This is a genomic window from Specibacter sp. AOP5-B1-6 (genome assembly GCF_052376555.1).
Taxonomy (GTDB): domain Bacteria; phylum Actinomycetota; class Actinomycetes; order Actinomycetales; family Micrococcaceae; genus Specibacter.
Window position 1 is genome coordinate 22,840 of sequence record NZ_JBQSVT010000016.1, and the last position, 14,976, is coordinate 37,815.

Here is a 14,976-nt window from a genome sequence, read left to right on the forward strand (position 1 = left end):
CCGGACATGCGGTCCGGCAGGATTTGAGTTTGTTAGAAAGCGGTGCTGGAGTGACTTGGTGGGAAGCTGTACCTTTAGTTTTGTTGGCGGGTGCAATCCTTGTTGTGCCTGGTCTGGTATTTTCCCTTGCCGTCCGGATCCGCGGGCTGGCCAGCCTGTTGCTCGCACCCGTCTTTAGCGTTGCCATGGCCAGTGTGCTTTCGCTGGTGCTTCCCATTCTTCACGTCTCGTGGACCCCTGCGAGCTTCGGTGTTGGTGCGCTGGTGATTTCGGCGATCGCGTTCGGCATCAAGAAAGCATTGTCACGCAAATGGCCGGAGCCGGCCTGGCAGGCCGACCGCAAGCCTGTTGTCATCGCCTCTGCGGTTGGCCTGGTGGGTGCCGCCGCGTTGATCGCCCTGCAAATGGGTACGGCGTTCCAAACGCCGGAGAACATCTCCCAAACCTTTGACAATGTCTTCCATCTCAACGCCGTGCGGTGGGCCATTGATTCCGGCAATGCTTCGCCGCTGAATTTGGGAGCCTTTACCGGAATCAGCGCCTACCCGTCGGCGTGGCACACAATGACAAGCCTTGTTGCCATCGCCTCGGGTGCGAGCATTCCGGTGGCCGTGAACGTCACGAACATTGCCATCGGGGCCATCGTGTGGCCGCTTGGCTGCCTGTATCTCGTGCAACGCATGGCGGGCCAACGCGTTGTTTCCACCGTCATGGCCTTAATCTTCATTCCAGCTTTCACAGGATTCCCGCTGCTCATGGTGGACTGGGGCGTTTTGTATCCGAACTTGTTGTCCATTGCCCTGCTGCCCGCCGCCATGGGACTCGCGTTCAGCGCCTTGGGTGTGGCCAAGGGACACCGCCCCAGCACGCCCGTTGCCTGGCTCTTGGTACTCGTCTCGGTGCCGGCCGTGGCCGTGTCCCACCCAAGCACATTGATGGCGCTGGTCGTCTTCGTCTTGCCGGCCGTGCTGTTCATTGGCTACGGACGGGCCGTGCAAATGCTGCCCGCCAACACACCCGAACGACGACGGCGCCTGTGGACACTTATTGCGGTTGCGGTTGCCGGCGCCGTGGTGCTTGCCATCGTGTGGCGCACCTTCAGGCCCCCCGCAGGAGCAGCCTCCTGGGGTGCCGTGGAGAGCGCCCCGCAAGCCATCGGGGAAATTCTGCTCGGCGGGGCCATGGGACGTCCTGCGGCCGCCATTGTTGCTCTCTGCATGATTGCCGGCATCTACAGGCTGCTGGCAACCAGGCGCCAACTCTGGATTCTGGGCACATTCTTAGTTGCGGGCGTGCTCTTCTTCTACGCCGCCGGGCTGGACTTCAGTCCGCGGTGGTTCCTGACAGGTGTTTGGTACTACGACAGCAACCGGCTGGCGGCGCTGCTGCCCGTGGCGATGATTGGGCCCGCCGTGATTGGCGCCAGCTACCTCTGGGACGCGGCCCACCGCCGGACCACGGCCAAACGCATGAGGGCTTCGAGTCAGGGGCCTGCCCTCGCGGCTGTGCGGCCCCGCCGGCGGGTGACAGCGTACACGGCAGGAATCCTGGTTCTCGTCCTGGCCACCCAAATGGGCGTCATGACCTGGGCCGTGGAGCGGGCCCATTGGGCGTATTCCACCACCGCCGCGTCACCACTGCTGACGCCCGACGAGACGGCGCTGCTTAACCGCTTGGCGGATGAGGTGGAGCCCGGGGCCGTCATTGCGGGCCTGCCCAGCAGCGGCGCTGCCTTGGCATACGCATTCTCCGGCCGGGAAGTTCTCCAGCCTCATATCCTCACGACGCACGGGGACGATGTGGACATCATCAATGCCGGGCTGAAAAGCGCGAAGGAATTCCCCTGGGTGTGTGACTCGGTCCGCAAGCTCAACGTCAAGTATCTGCTGGATTTCGGCACCAGAACCGTAACAGGAACCATGCCGGGATACGGCGGGCTTCTGGACGTCTCATCATCACCGGCGCTGGAACTCATCGACCATGAAGGCGGCGCAGCCAAATTCTACAAGGTGACAGCCTGCTGGTAGCAGTTCCCGAGGGGTCCCGAAGGGGCACGCCGGCTGGCTCACGGTCGCCATGCACACAAAAACCCCGGTCCATCTGGACCGGGGTTTTTGTGTGCGTTAAAGTGTCGGCTTCAGGCTTCAGGCCTCAAGCAGCGACAACAGGTAGGCGCCGTAGCCGCTCTTCACGAGTGGCTCGGCCCTGCGGCGAAGGTCGTCATCCGTCAGGAACCCCTGCCGCCAGGCGATCTCCTCAGGTGCACCAATCTTCAGCCCCTGCCGGCTCTCAACCGTCCGGACAAAGTTTGAGGCGTTGTTGAGGTCCTCGAAGGTGCCCGTGTCCAACCATGCGGTGCCCCGTGGGAGGATTTCAACCTGGAGTTTGCCTTCTTCAAGGTAGTGCCGGTTGATGTCGGTGATTTCCAATTCACCGCGAGGGGAGGGCTTGAGCCCCTTCGATATTTCGACAACGTCATTGTCGTAAAAATACAGGCCCGGCACCGCATAGTGGCTCTTGGGAACCTCTGGCTTTTCCTCGAGGGAAATCGCGGTTCCGTCGTCGTCAAATTCCACGACGCCATAGGACTTTGCATCCTTGACCCAATAGCCAAAGACGGCACCGCCGTCGATGTCGGCATGCCTGCGCAGCTGCGTCCCCATGCCGGGGCCGTAGAAGATGTTGTCCCCCAGCACCAGTGCCACTGTTTCATCGCCGATGTGGTCTTCGCCGAGAATGAAGGCCTGGGCGAGCCCGTCGGGTGATTCCTGCTTGACATAGGTGATTGAAACGCCAAATTGGGATCCGTCACCCAGCAACCGCCTGAACTGCTCGGCATCGTGTGGTGTTGTGACCACCAAAATATCCCTGATCCCGGCAAGAATCAGGGTTGACAGGGGGTAATAGATCATGGGTTTGTCATAGACCGGCACCAGTTGCTTGCTGATACCATGAGTAATTGGATGCAGTCTCGAGCCAGTTCCGCCCGCAAGGATAATTCCGCGCATACGGTAATCATCGCCGTAAAAGTCGGCAGATGGCAAACGGGGGTCCAATTCTGCCCGGCGGCACCTCGGATTTGGTAGCGTGCAGCGCAGCAGCTGAAGGCTGACTATTGTTCACGTTGCAAGTTGGAAGATTAGGAACTCATTGAGCAGCAAACGACGGGTGTGCGACCCTGCCCGAGGGCCTTGGTTTGGCATTTTGCTGGATCCACGACACAACAGCCTTAACCTGATTAGGCTGGCCCTTGCTTTCGCTGTACTGGTGCACCATAGCTGGCCCTTGACCGGGCAACCCGATGAACTCCGATTCGCAGGGGACACGCTCGGTGGCTGGGCAGTCGCAGGTTTCTTTGGGATTAGCGGCTATCTGATTACTTCCAGCCGATGGTCAAACGCCCTTGGCCCTTATCTGGTGAACCGAATTGCTCGTCTCATGCCCGCATTCTGGGTTTGTTTGGGGCTCATGGCGCTGCTCTTTGCGCCGATTGGTTATCTGGCGGCCAAAGGAACTCTCGATGGATATCTCACTTCGGCACATTCGCCACTGAATTTCCTGATCTCGAACGGCATGCTGCAAATGCGGTTTTATGACATCGCAGGGACCCCGCTGGATGTCCCGTACGCGGGAGCGTGGAACGGGTCGTTGTGGAGCCTGTACTACGAGTTCCTCTGCTACCTCATTGTCGCGGCGCTCGGAACATTCGCCATCGTCCGCCGTTCCCCGTGGCCCATGACTCTGGGATTCGTTGTGGCGGTTTTTGCGCAAGCAAACATAGACCGGATCAATAGACTCACCAATGACAATTTTGATGTTGTCCTCATGCTCAAATTATTGCCGTTCTTTCTTGGTGGAGCGGTCATATTCATGTGGAAGGACAGGGTTGGGTTCCACTGGATTCCGGGATCACTCTCACTTATCGCCGCCTTTGCCATTGCTTCCCTTGTCCCTGGTTGGGGCGTGCAGGCGTCGGCCCTCTTTGTAGCATATGGAGTCATCTGGCTCTCCACTGTGGTAAGGCAGCCGCAGCTGATAGCGAAGAACGATATTTCCTACGGGATCTATATATATGCATTTGCCGTTCAACAGCTGTTGGCCGTTTTCGGCGCCCACGAGTGGGGCCTTTTGTGGTTCAGTCTCGCAGCAGCGGTCATAACGGTGCCGTTCGCTGCGGCGAGTTGGCTGTTCGTCGAACGTCCGGTAATGCGACGGGTGCGAGGAAAGAAAAAGTTGAACACGGCTTTGCAGCGTGGAAAATTGGCAGAGGCAAGAGCAAGCGACCAAGCAGAAACCCTGAATCTGGCGACGGAGAAACGTGCGCACTGAATTGGGGCGTTCGATTGGCGTGCTATTGCCAAAAATATTTTCGGCAATACCCCGCCGAGGGCGTCTTGCAGGTTCGGCAGCACTGGCTGTCCTGGCCTTCGCACTAGTTTTGCTGCTTCGCTCTTCGGGCCACCTGTACGGTATGTGGGTGCTCGGTGCGGTCGGGCTGCTCCTCGTGCTGGTTCCCGTCTCCAAGCATCTTTCCGGTCGAATACTCTGGGCCTTGGCAGTGGTCTTTGGGTTCGTGCCACTTCTCTGGTGGATGCCGCTGGACTGGCCGCCCAACTTTCGATCCACGGTCCTGCTGGCATTGCTGGTGGCTCTGGCCGTCTTTTGCGGCGCATGGCACGCCACCACGCCTGGCGGCCTGCGTCGGCTGCTTCCGCGCTTTGCGGTCATCGACTTTGTTCCGCTGCTTGCTGCGGCAGGTGCCCTGTTCATCAACATGCCCGGATTCCTGGTCCGGCGCGTTGAGGACGCCATGGCCTTGATGTTGATGTCGTGGGACAACGCGTCACATTTTGATATTTTCCAGATGCAGCGGACCCGTGGCACCGTAGTGCCCTTGGCGGGCCTGGCCCCTGATGAGAGCCGGTGGTCCTTCGCAGACTATCCCCAGGGGTTTCACAGCGTTTTGGTCATGGTCAGCGAGTTGGCACGCCCCACTGACACAGCGGCCTGGGAATCAGGTGTGGTGGCCTTTGTAAACTTCAACGCGGTCATGAATATCTTGATTGCAGTATTGGTCGTCGCCTCGGTATGCGCCTTGCCAGCCTTGCGAAAGAACCCGATTATTGGCGTCCCCACGGCGGTTTTTGTGGGAAGTGGATGGATATTCGGGCCCGGGGCTTTGGCCTCCATGCATGGATACTCCAACTTCCTGTTCACGACGGCAATGGTCGCGGCTGCAGTAGTTCTGTGCCAGTCCATGACTCGCGTATTGGACCCGCTCCCGTTGGTCGCTGTTGGTGCTTGCGTTTCGGCGGTCATGCAAAATTGGGTCCTGCTGGGTGTATTGCTTGTTCCGGGTATCTTGGCCGTACTTCTTGTGACGCCGAGAGGCCGCTGGAAGTCGAGCCGCAGGGACGCGATCATTGCCTCCGCTGTGGTAGTTCTGGTTTTGATTGCAACGCTAACAGCAGCGAGTCAACTGCTCACCGTCAAGGCCGAAGGGATTCTCTTTGCAACGGGTGGGCTCCCGCCGCTTGATTTCGGCCTGCTCATTGCGCTTCTGTGCATGCTTGCCGGCGTTTCACTCTTTCTCAGCAATCGGAGGTCATTTGAGCGACCGTCCGCAGTGCGGAGCAACTGGAGTATGGCAACCGTGTGGTTGGGATTGGTCGTAGTAGTGGGCATGGCGGTGGCCCAGCTGGCCAAGACAGGCACACTCAGCTACTACATGCAGAAATTCTCCATAGCCTTGACCCTGATAACACTCATTGGCTTGGCAGTGGCCGTCAATCAATTAGTCATGCGCCGCAGCGACGCCGGCCATGACCTGGCGAGGATTTCACGATCCTGGCGTTTGGTGGCAGCCAGTATTGTTGTCTCCTTGGGACTCACACAGGCTTTTGGTTTGGTGCTGCCCCTTCGCGAGGTTGGGCTACCCCCCACCTCTGAATCCGGCGTTCAACTGGAGAACCAGGGAGATGCCCTGACAGCTGGATCCGGAGCGGGCGAACGGGTACTTCAAGCCGTCAGACGCAGCATGGATTTGAGAGGGCCCGTCATGTACTTGACGACCAACGCGAACGATGTGGATCCAATTTTGGCGCAGCAGTGGTTTGACGGCCTTCGGGGGAACTACTCAGAACACAATTGGAAGCTGTCGCTGAACATGTTTCCCCTCAGTAGCGGTCCCGACAGCCTGCCTGAGGTCGTCCACGCCATAAAGGTGGCGGATCCCCGCGCCCAGATAATCGTCGATCCCGAGAACCAGCCCGCACTCGATCGGATCCTGGCTGATCTTCCATAATTTGATCGTGAAGGGAACGCGCCTCCGATCCTTGGCCTGCCTTGTGTGTGTGATATTCAACCCAATAGGTGAATGTTTGATAACGAATTGGTAAACTCTCCGGGGGGATCCGTGCCGCATCGCCGGCAACGACATCATCTAGAGGTAACAATTTATGACGCAAGGCACCACCACGCGGCTGCAGGCCACCGGACGAAGAGCAGCCTGTGAAGCAGCCCGCAGCTTCACAGGCTGCTGCACGCAAGTATCCACCTGAGGTACAGGGTCTGAGAGCCCTGGCTGTACTCATGGTGGTTGCCTACCACGTCTGGTTTGGCAGAATTTCAGGTGGCGTGGACATCTTCCTGCTCATCTCAGCCTTTCTGCTGACGGGCCAGTTCACCCGAAAGCTGGAAGCCGGGCGGCCCCTTGACCTGCTGAAGTACTGGGTGCATTTGTTCAAGCGGCTGCTGCCGCTCATCGCAGTCACCCTTTGGCCACCCTGGGGGCCACTCGGCTATTCCTGCCCGAGGAACGGTGGGCAGGAATATTTGGCGAAACCTGGGCTTCCTTGTTTTATTACCAGAACTGGTTCCTGGCTTCCGAGTCCGTGAATTATTATGCGGCTGAGCACAGTGTGGCCAGCCCGCTGCAGCACTTCTGGTCGTTGTCCATCCAGGGACAGATATTCATCCTGTGGCCCTTGATCTTTGCGTTGGCGGCCGTATTGGCTCGTCTGGGCAGGCTGCGCATCAGACCGCTGTTGATTTTGCTGTTTGGCACCGTCTTCGCAGTGTCCTTGGTCTTCTCGATCATCACCACTGCCAACAACCAGGCCTTCGCCTACTTTGACACACGCACGCGGCTGTGGGAGTTCGCGCTTGGTTCACTTTTGGCCTTGGTTCTGCCCTATCTGAAGTTCAGCCGCCCAACCCGCATTGTCCTCGGTTGGTTGGGCATCGCCGCCATGCTCTCCTGTGGCATTGTCTTGCAGGTTGACCAGCAATTCCCGGGCTACATGGCATTGTGGCCGACGTTGGCGGCTGCTTGCGTGATTGTGGCCGGAGCCACCGACAGCAATGTTGGCGCGGACCGTTTCCTCAGTTGGAAGCCGCTGGTCAAGCTGGGCGACAGCTCCTATGCGCTGTACTTGTTCCATTGGCCCCTGCTGGTGACCTATTTGGTGGTGTCGGGGCGTGCCCAGGCCGGTCCCGTTGCGGGTCTGGGGATAATCCTGGCATCCATTGCAGCGGCGTGGTTGGCGACGAGATTCATCGATGCGCCGCTGCGGCGCAACAAGCTGATGGAGCAAAAGCGGGGCAGGGCGCTGGCCGTTGTTCTCGTGTGCGCCACACTCGTGGGCGTTCCCCTGGCTGGCTGGCAGCTGCAAGGCCACCTCCAGAACCAGGCACTGCTGGCCCAAGCCGCAAAGAACAATCCCGGGGCCGCTTCCCTGTCTCCCGACTTCGTGGACCGTGCCGACCCCGGGGCTCCGGTTCTTCCCACCAAGACAGCGCTCCCTGACGATTGGCCAAATTTTGACGGCGGGAACTGCAAGACAGACGGAAAGGAACTGTTGAACCTGTGCAACAACGGTGTTGAGGACGGCAGGAAATCCATCGTTGACATGGGCAGCTCGCATGCACATGTCCTGAATACCCCGTTGCTGGAAATGGCGAAGAAGAACGACTGGAGCATCACGTCGCTGACCAAGGGATATTGCCCCCTGGGCGAGGACACCTCGACCGGGATCACCGACAGCTGCGCTGAATTCAACAAGGCCACGATGGCCAAGGTCCTGACCATGAAACCTGATCTTGTGGTCACGACCATCACCCGCACCAATGTGCTCTGGGGCGTACCGGAAGAGCTCGACAATTCGTGGGTCGACGCCGTGCAGACACTGAATTCGGCTGGCATCGAGGTGGTGGCCGTGCGGGACACGCCGCGAATTCCCCAAAACGTGCCCGAGTGCCTTGCTGAGTCGCCCGGCGACGACGTCGGCTGCGGCGCCAAGAAGGTGGATGTCTTCAATGACGCCTCACCGACGGAGGCCGTTGCCGCCAGCCTGCCCGACACGAAGTTCCTGGACTTCACCGACTACTTGTGCGACGACAAGAACTGCCCCGCCATCATTGGCAATGTGATTGTTTACAAGGACGACAACCACATCACCAGGACCTACATGGAAAGCCTCACACCGGTTTTTCAACGTGAGTTCAAGGCAGCCACAGGCTGGAACGTGAAATAGCAGCCAAAGCCGGCTGACACCAAAGCTGAAGGCCCCGCACCCAACAGGGGCGGGGCCTTCAATGGCACGTGGCGTGAACTATGCCGGTTTCACATCCGGCTGGACGTCGATCCAGTCGGCCAGACGGGCGATTCCCTGCTGCAGGTTGTAACGCGGTTCCCAACCCAGGACGGCCTTGGCATCGGAAATGTCGGCCCAGGCGTGGCGGACGTCGCCCTGGCGGTACTGGCCGGTCACATGGGGCGCAGGGGCGCCGTAGCGTGCGGCGATGGTCTCGGCAGCCGTGCCGATCGTCTGGAATTCGCCGGAGCCGATGTCCAGGGGTGTGGGGTGGGTCTGTGCAGATATGGCGCCGGCCACTACCGCAGAGGCGACGTCGTCGATCAAGATGAAGTCGCGACGGACCTCGCCGTCCTCGTACAAGGGGATGGAGCGCGAGCCCATGGCCATGCGGCAGAAGAGGCTCATGATGCCCGTGTAGGGGTTGATCAGTGACTGGCCGGGCCCGTACACGTTCTGGAGGCGCAGGATGGCCGTCTCCACACCGTAGGACTTGGCCCAGGCCTGCAGGATGTTTTCCTGTGCCAGCTTGGTGGCCCCGTACACGCTCACGGGTGCCGGGAAGACCTCGGCGGCCCTCATGGCGGTGGGCTCGGCGTCCGGGAAATCCCATTCGGACTTGTCCAGGGTCTCGCTGGTCCGTTGCCCGGGGTAGAACAGGGCCCCGCCGGCCTTGCGCCAGGCGCCTTCGCCGTACACTGCGCGGCTGGACGTCAGTACGATGCGGCGGGGGAGGGCCTTGTTTCGGAGCAAGCCGTCCAGGAGCTGTGAGGTGCCCACAACGTTGGCGAGGGTGTGGCGGGTTGACTCCGCGAGTGACTGCGCGGTCCCTGTCTCCGCTGCCAGGTGGATGACGACATCAGGTTTAACGTCGGCAAGGACCTTGTCCCACGTTGCTGCCTCGGTAATGTCCGCGACGACCAATTCAACACCGTCGGCGAGTTCGTTCGGGCGTTCACCGGATTCGTGAATTTGGGGGTGGAGATTGTCCACCACCACCACCCGGTTGAAGGCCTGGAGCAGGGATGCGGAAATGGCGCATCCAATGAATCCCGCGCCGCCGGTGACGAGGACGGTTTCCGTCCGTTGTTCAGGGGAAATGTTCATTGTAGGTTTCTTTCTCCAAATGATGATGAAGCCGAAAAGAAGGGAAGTTTAGTTATGAGCCGAAGGCGTGGCGTGCCAAGGTTCCAGCAGCTTTCCTGTCCCGGCCAAGCAGGGCCTTGGGCACGAGGGCAAGTGCGTGGGCCCTGGACGTCAGACGCAACTTGGCGGCCCGCTCTGCCTTTGTCCACCCGATGTCGCCGGCCTGGCCGGCGGCAACGGCGAAATAATCCCGCTCCCCAACGAATCGTGAGCCATCGATCAATTTCGACGACGAGGCGCTGTTTGAGTGGCGCCGGTAGGAGAAGCACACCGTGGGCTCGATCAGCAGTTGGTCGCCGGCATAAATCATGTCCATGATCAAGGCAAGATCTTGAATGATGGGGAAGCCGTCACGGAAATCAACGGCACGCATCCTGTCGGTGCGGAACGCCAGGGACGGCCAGTAAAGCCAGTCGCCATGCATCAAGTTGGCGGCGATGGATTCGCCGGAGACAAGCTGCGGACCATTGCCGTGCGGACGGACTACCCGCTGCTTGATCGTGTCAACGATGGTTTTGACGACCACACTGTTTTCGTCAATGACCTGCACGCCGGGCTGGATGATCGCCGCGTTGGGGAATCGCTCGTGCGCTGCTGAGATTGTTTCCACATAGTTGGGGAGCAGGACGTCGTCACAGCCAAGAATGACCATGACCTCTTCCGTGGCAAGCTCCACGCACGTGCGATAGTTCGCTGTGATGCCGCCGTTGTGCTCCTTGCGGATGTATTTGATGCGGTCATTCTTGAGGCCCGTGACGAATTCTTGAATTTCAAGATTCGGATAGGCGTCATCCACCACCGTCAACAGCCAGTTGTCACTGGTCTGGGCCAGGACGCTGTTGAGAGTTTCTTTCATGTAACCGGGATCTCCCCAGTACGGAATGAAGATGTCCAAAGGCATTGTGGGTACGTCTCTTTCTCCCCGGAAACAGGGGGCAAAGCCTGGTGGGCTTATTCTTCGTGGTGCGGCGAATCGTCGGGCAGCGACGGATTCCCCTGGCTGGCAGGGCTGGAATGGCTGGTCAAGACGCTGATTCTTTGCTCGAGTTTGTCCAGTTGGGCCCGCAGAATTGCAGCTTCCTCGGCCAAGACCCGTGTTTCATCTTCGACCACGGAGATTTCCCAGGAAAGATGGAGACAGACGCCAAGAGCCAGCACAATGCTCATTGCGAAAAGCAGGTTCGACGGGACCTGGACGTTGAGAATGTCCGCAACAAACTCGAGCAGCCGGGGAAAAGCTGCGAGGACAAGCATGGACAAGCCCACGACAAGCCACAGGGCAGCATACTTTTCGCGAATTTTCTTTCGTCGCAGCATGTCAAAAACAAGCAGGACGATGAGAAGGGAAAGTATAAAAGCGGCGATAACCGACATTGCCTAATTCACCTTAACTTCAGCTTCGGCGTGGAAGAGGGTAGAGGGTTTCCTCGTCAGGGCAAACAGGAAGGCAAAAATGCTCCGGCCCAGGTACATGGCCGCCTTGGCCGGGTTGTGGCTGGGCGTGCCGGCCTGGCGTGCCCGCATTTCAACAGGAACCTGGGTGACTATGCAGCCCGATCGAATCGCCACCACCAACGAGTCAATGGTGTCTCCCAGATACTCTGCCGGGTAGTGGTCCAAGTATTGGGCGATGCCCCGGGAGTTGGCGGCACGGAATCCCGAGGTGACATCCGTCAGCCGGGTGCCGGCAAGGGCGGAGATGGTCCGGGCAAGAAAAATCATGGCCCACTTTCGCGGACCGGAGACTGTATAAGTTCCCTTGTCGGCGAACCGGGCACCGATGGAGATGTCGGCGTTGGCGAGTCCCTGGAGCACAACGGCAATGTCCTTGGGATCATGTTGGCCGTCAGCGTCAACCTGGATGACTGCGTCGTAGTGGTTTCGGCTTGCGTATTTAAAGCCGGCGCGCATGGCACCGCCGACGCCGAGGTTGAAGGGCAGATGAAGCACCGTGGCTCCTGCCGCGGCTGCAATCCGCGCCGTGTCATCCGTCGATCCGTCGTCGACGACGAGGATGTCGTATTTTTCCGGGCGTGCCAAGACTTCCCGGACAGTGTCACCGACAGCCAGACCCTCGTTCCAAGCCGGCATGATGACGAGGACGCGTTGTAGGAATGGTTGGGTCATGGTTTCCAATCTATACCAATCGTGTTCGGGGGAATGGGTTTGCGGGCGCGGTCCGGCCCGTGCTGTCCTCTGATGGCTAGTCCAAACCGTAGCTGCTCGCCGAATGCCGCAGATAGATCTTCGCGAATGTGTTTGGTGCCACCTTCAGCATGAGGGCTGCGGCGGCAAACTGGGGTTTGACGATTGCGGCCGCCACAATCCAGGACAGCGGAAGCGAGCGGCGGCAGTCGTCGATGGTCGCACGGGCTTCCGGCTGGTGGGCAAGCTTCATGATGGCGCTTTGGGCGATGATCATGGTGATGAGCAGCCTCATCGTTGCATACGGCTTGGCGAAGCGTCCCTTGCGCAATTCCTCGGGGAGGTGGGCGTGGAGGTCAGCCAGGGCCAGGTCGGAATCGCTCCGTGCCGGAATTTTGCCCCAGGTCAAGGACTCGGAGGAGATGTAGTAGCGGTTCAACGGCACTGCCGCACTGGTGACAGTGCGCGCCCGGGAATCCAGCAGAATGTTGATCGTCATGTCCTCGAACCTTGTCGATCCCTCGGGGAAGCGGACGCCGTCGAAAAGAGTGCGCCGGTAAACCTTGTCCCAGGCAAACGGCAGGATGTTGTCCAGCATGGCGGCGCGCATGGCTTCCAACCCGGTGCCTTGGCCAAGGAATTGGCTGTGCCGCGGCGTTTCGCTGCCGTCGGGCCGGACCACAAAATGGCCGGCAATGGAAATGTCCACCTCGTCGCCCAGGGCTGCCACGTGGTGGTCAAGGAATGCGGGGAGAAATTCGTCGTCGGAATCCAGGAAGGCCACGAAGGTTCCGGACGCGGCACGCAGGGCTTCGTTGCGCACACCGGAGGGACCAACGTTCACCGGCATGTCGATGAGGTGCACCCGGGTGTCGGCGGTGGCGGAAATTACCGCCTTGACCACATCAACCGTGTTGTCGGTGGAGGCGTCATTGACGACTATCAGCTCAAAGTCGGTGCAGCTTTGACTCAGGACGCTGCCGATGGCCCGTTCCACTGTGGCGGCGGCGTTGAAGCAGGGCATGATGATTGAGACGCGGGGGCTGTTAGCCATCGATGGAATCCTTGGGGGTTGACGGGACCAGGGACGTCTTGGTTCCGGTGCGGAGCACGCCGGCGGCGTGGACCAGGGCACCGAGAATGGGGCCGGCGAAAAGGCTGGCCACAACGGTTTGATCCAGCGGGGCGGGCACGAAGAGTATCGCCACCGACACAACTGTTGCGAGGACCCAGCCGGCAAGGTAGAGGCGGTGCCGGCCCAGGGCCATTGCTGCCGTGCCGGTGAGTGTGAGGATCGCCATGAATGCAGCGGCGAGTGTCAATGCCCCCAGCAGCCACCCGTCAACGGAGTAGTCGGGGCCGAAGATGAGCATGATGTAGGGGCCGACAATGGCTGCCAGCACACCGCCGACCAGGCCCAGGGCGACGATGGCGGCAAACGGTTTTGCCAGCACATGGTGGGCCGGGCGCTGTGAATGGATCAAGGCGGTCATGACCACGCCCTGAAACGACTGCAGCGGAATCATGATGGGCGCCCGGGTCAGGGAGATGGCGAGCAGGAGCGGGGCTGCCAGGGCAAAGTCGGCAGGGTCGGCGGCGATTTTAATCACGGCGGGCAGGCCGGTGACAAGGACAGCGGTGGCGGCGGCGGTGGCCATGGCCAGTCCGCAGCGAACTATGTAGGGGAGCACCCCCACATCGGCTCGTGCGCGCAGTCCGGCACGGCCCCCTTTGCTCAGGAAGGCGAAGTAGAGCCAGACAAGTGTGCCGCTCAAGGCACCAAATTCGAGGCCGGCCAGGCTGCCACCCAGGAAAGCGGCAAGAGCCATGACCAGCAGCCTGAAGACGGCCTCGGTGGCAGCCAGTGAAGAATAGGTGCCCCAACGCTCCAAACCGGCTGTTGCACCTGCCAGCCCAATGTGGCCGGCATACAGCAGGACGGCAAGTGCGATGCCCAGCCACAGCAGGGGCGGGGCATTTGGGATCAAGGCAGGCATCCAGAAGGGGCTGCAAAGCGCGACGACGAGGGCTGCGGCGGCGCCGATCATGAGTGAAACAGGCAGGACCGGGGCGCCGGGTGTGTCGGGGCCGTGCTGACGCATGGAGCGGGACTTCACCGCCCGTGTGGCTTCCGCCATCAAGCCGGTAAGCACCCCGAACATGCCCAGCAGCACACCCCAAAAAGCCAGGAAGTTGGCGTTTTCAGCGGGTGTCAGGCTGCGCGAGGCGACGATGAGCACCAGGTAGCCACTAGCCGCGGCGACAAGGGATGAGAGCCCCACTGAGGACAGGCTTTTGCCCTTGCCGGATGCCGACGGCGACACGTCTAGCCAAGTCCAATGAGAGGTGTCAGGCTGTCCCAGACCTTGGCGTTGCACAGATTGTCCCGCAAATACGAAACACGTACGTGGTTGCCTTGTGATTCACCAAAGACGTCAGCCACGACCTGGTTTCCCGTGCCGGTGCATTTCTTGTCGTCTGTCGGCCTGGGCTCAGCTTTAAACAAGTCCGCGGAGGTTTCCACCACGGCGCAGGCAGCATCGGCGTCGGGAAGGTTTGTGGGGCTGACGGCTGTTGATCCGGAGCAAAACAGCTGATGGGTGGTGATGCCCAGGCCGTTGCCCTCCAGAACCGTCACCACAAGCCGGGTATCCACGTCCGCGGTCGCTTCGGGGTAGTCCATGGCTGCCGGTTCGGTGGCGGTGCCGTCCACAGCGATGGGGGCGGGAGCTTCCTTGTCCACGATCGTGCAGCCGGAAACTGCTGTGACCAAGGCTGTTGCCAGGGCGATGCTCGCCCAGAATTTCTTCAAAGTGCTCCTCCGTATGTTGCGTAGTCAGCTTACCCCACGGCGCCACGCCGACAGCTCTGTTGTCTTGGCATGAAACGCCTGTCCACCATGGGGTGCGCCGTGGCCTGCGGCACGTCCGTTCGTGCCTGGTCGTGCTGTTTCCCGCCCACCCGCCAGGCGGCGGCAGACCGCGGAAGGTGCGCGCCGTCGTCGTCCTTCGGTGATCAGGCCAACCAACATCGAGGCAGCCGGTGTTGGACGGACCAAGGCACGGGAATCCGTTGCGCTGCACGCTGCAGC

12 protein-coding genes are annotated in these 14,976 nt (G+C 60.3%); 4 read left to right on the forward strand and 8 right to left on the reverse strand.

Annotated features, from left to right (window positions below; genetic code table 11):
• Positions 1-104: 104 nt before the first annotated feature.
• Complete coding sequence (locus ACT3TS_RS10090) at positions 105-2,027, forward strand: DUF6541 family protein (RefSeq protein ID WP_444531379.1); 1,923 nt, start codon at positions 105-107, stop codon at positions 2,025-2,027.
• A 117-nt stretch (positions 2,028-2,144) separates the two neighbouring features.
• On the opposite strand, the gene rfbA is transcribed toward ACT3TS_RS10090, so the two are convergent.
• The gene (gene rfbA / locus ACT3TS_RS10095) at positions 2,145-3,008 is read right to left on the reverse strand and encodes a glucose-1-phosphate thymidylyltransferase RfbA (protein ID WP_444531380.1); all 864 of its coding nucleotides are present in this window, start codon (positions 3,006-3,008) and stop codon (positions 2,145-2,147) included.
• A gap of 142 nt (positions 3,009-3,150) precedes the next feature.
• Here rfbA and ACT3TS_RS10100 point away from each other — a divergent pair, with 142 nt between their 5' ends.
• From ACT3TS_RS10100 to ACT3TS_RS10110, 3 genes are all read left to right on the forward strand, one after another.
• The gene (locus ACT3TS_RS10100) at positions 3,151-4,329 is read left to right on the forward strand and encodes an acyltransferase family protein (RefSeq protein ID WP_444531381.1); all 1,179 of its coding nucleotides are present in this window, start codon (positions 3,151-3,153) and stop codon (positions 4,327-4,329) included.
• A gap of 481 nt (positions 4,330-4,810) precedes the next feature.
• Complete coding sequence (locus tag ACT3TS_RS10105) at positions 4,811-6,304, forward strand: hypothetical protein (protein WP_444531382.1); 1,494 nt, start codon at positions 4,811-4,813, stop codon at positions 6,302-6,304.
• A 550-nt stretch (positions 6,305-6,854) separates the two neighbouring features.
• The gene (locus ACT3TS_RS10110; protein WP_444531383.1) at positions 6,855-8,534 is read left to right on the forward strand and encodes an acyltransferase family protein; all 1,680 of its coding nucleotides are present in this window, start codon (positions 6,855-6,857) and stop codon (positions 8,532-8,534) included.
• A 78-nt stretch (positions 8,535-8,612) separates the two neighbouring features.
• Here the strand turns inward: ACT3TS_RS10110 and ACT3TS_RS10115 are convergent, their stop codons facing one another.
• From ACT3TS_RS10115 to ACT3TS_RS10145, 7 genes are all read right to left on the reverse strand, one after another.
• Positions 8,613-9,701 (reverse strand): NAD-dependent epimerase/dehydratase family protein, encoded by a 1,089-nt coding sequence (locus ACT3TS_RS10115; RefSeq protein WP_444531384.1) that lies wholly within the window; start codon positions 9,699-9,701, stop codon positions 8,613-8,615.
• 52 nt (positions 9,702-9,753) lie between these two features.
• Complete coding sequence (locus tag ACT3TS_RS10120; RefSeq protein ID WP_444531385.1) at positions 9,754-10,641, reverse strand: glycosyltransferase family 2 protein; 888 nt, start codon at positions 10,639-10,641, stop codon at positions 9,754-9,756.
• A 50-nt stretch (positions 10,642-10,691) separates the two neighbouring features.
• A complete protein-coding gene (locus ACT3TS_RS10125; RefSeq protein WP_444531386.1) occupies positions 10,692-11,114 on the reverse strand; it encodes a DUF2304 domain-containing protein in 423 nt (140 codons plus the stop codon).
• Positions 11,115-11,117: 3 nt separating this feature from the next.
• Positions 11,118-11,867 (reverse strand): glycosyltransferase family 2 protein, encoded by a 750-nt coding sequence (locus ACT3TS_RS10130; RefSeq protein WP_444531387.1) that lies wholly within the window; start codon positions 11,865-11,867, stop codon positions 11,118-11,120.
• A gap of 76 nt (positions 11,868-11,943) precedes the next feature.
• The gene (locus ACT3TS_RS10135; protein ID WP_444531388.1) at positions 11,944-12,939 is read right to left on the reverse strand and encodes a glycosyltransferase family 2 protein; all 996 of its coding nucleotides are present in this window, start codon (positions 12,937-12,939) and stop codon (positions 11,944-11,946) included.
• The gene (locus ACT3TS_RS10140) at positions 12,932-14,167 is read right to left on the reverse strand and encodes a hypothetical protein (RefSeq protein WP_444531389.1); all 1,236 of its coding nucleotides are present in this window, start codon (positions 14,165-14,167) and stop codon (positions 12,932-12,934) included. Before ACT3TS_RS10140 ends, ACT3TS_RS10135 begins: the two co-directional genes overlap by 8 nt.
• Before the next feature lie 44 nt (positions 14,168-14,211).
• Positions 14,212-14,697 (reverse strand): hypothetical protein, encoded by a 486-nt coding sequence (locus tag ACT3TS_RS10145; protein ID WP_444531390.1) that lies wholly within the window; start codon positions 14,695-14,697, stop codon positions 14,212-14,214.
• Between the last annotated feature and the right edge of the window lie 279 nt (positions 14,698-14,976).

Coding starts and splice junctions, on each gene's coding strand:
- rfbA (WP_444531380.1), bottom strand. CDS start 3,008: ATGCGCGGAATTATCCTTGCGGGCGGAACTGGCTCGAGACTGCATCCA.
- ACT3TS_RS10105 (WP_444531382.1), top strand. CDS start 4,811: ATGGCCTTGATGTTGATGTCGTGGGACAACGCGTCACATTTTGATATT.
- ACT3TS_RS10115 (WP_444531384.1), bottom strand. CDS start 9,701: ATGAACATTTCCCCTGAACAACGGACGGAAACCGTCCTCGTCACCGGC.
- ACT3TS_RS10120 (WP_444531385.1), bottom strand. CDS start 10,641: ATGCCTTTGGACATCTTCATTCCGTACTGGGGAGATCCCGGTTACATG.
- ACT3TS_RS10125 (WP_444531386.1), bottom strand. CDS start 11,114: ATGTCGGTTATCGCCGCTTTTATACTTTCCCTTCTCATCGTCCTGCTT.
- ACT3TS_RS10130 (WP_444531387.1), bottom strand. CDS start 11,867: ATGACCCAACCATTCCTACAACGCGTCCTCGTCATCATGCCGGCTTGG.
- ACT3TS_RS10135 (WP_444531388.1), bottom strand. CDS start 12,939: ATGGCTAACAGCCCCCGCGTCTCAATCATCATGCCCTGCTTCAACGCC.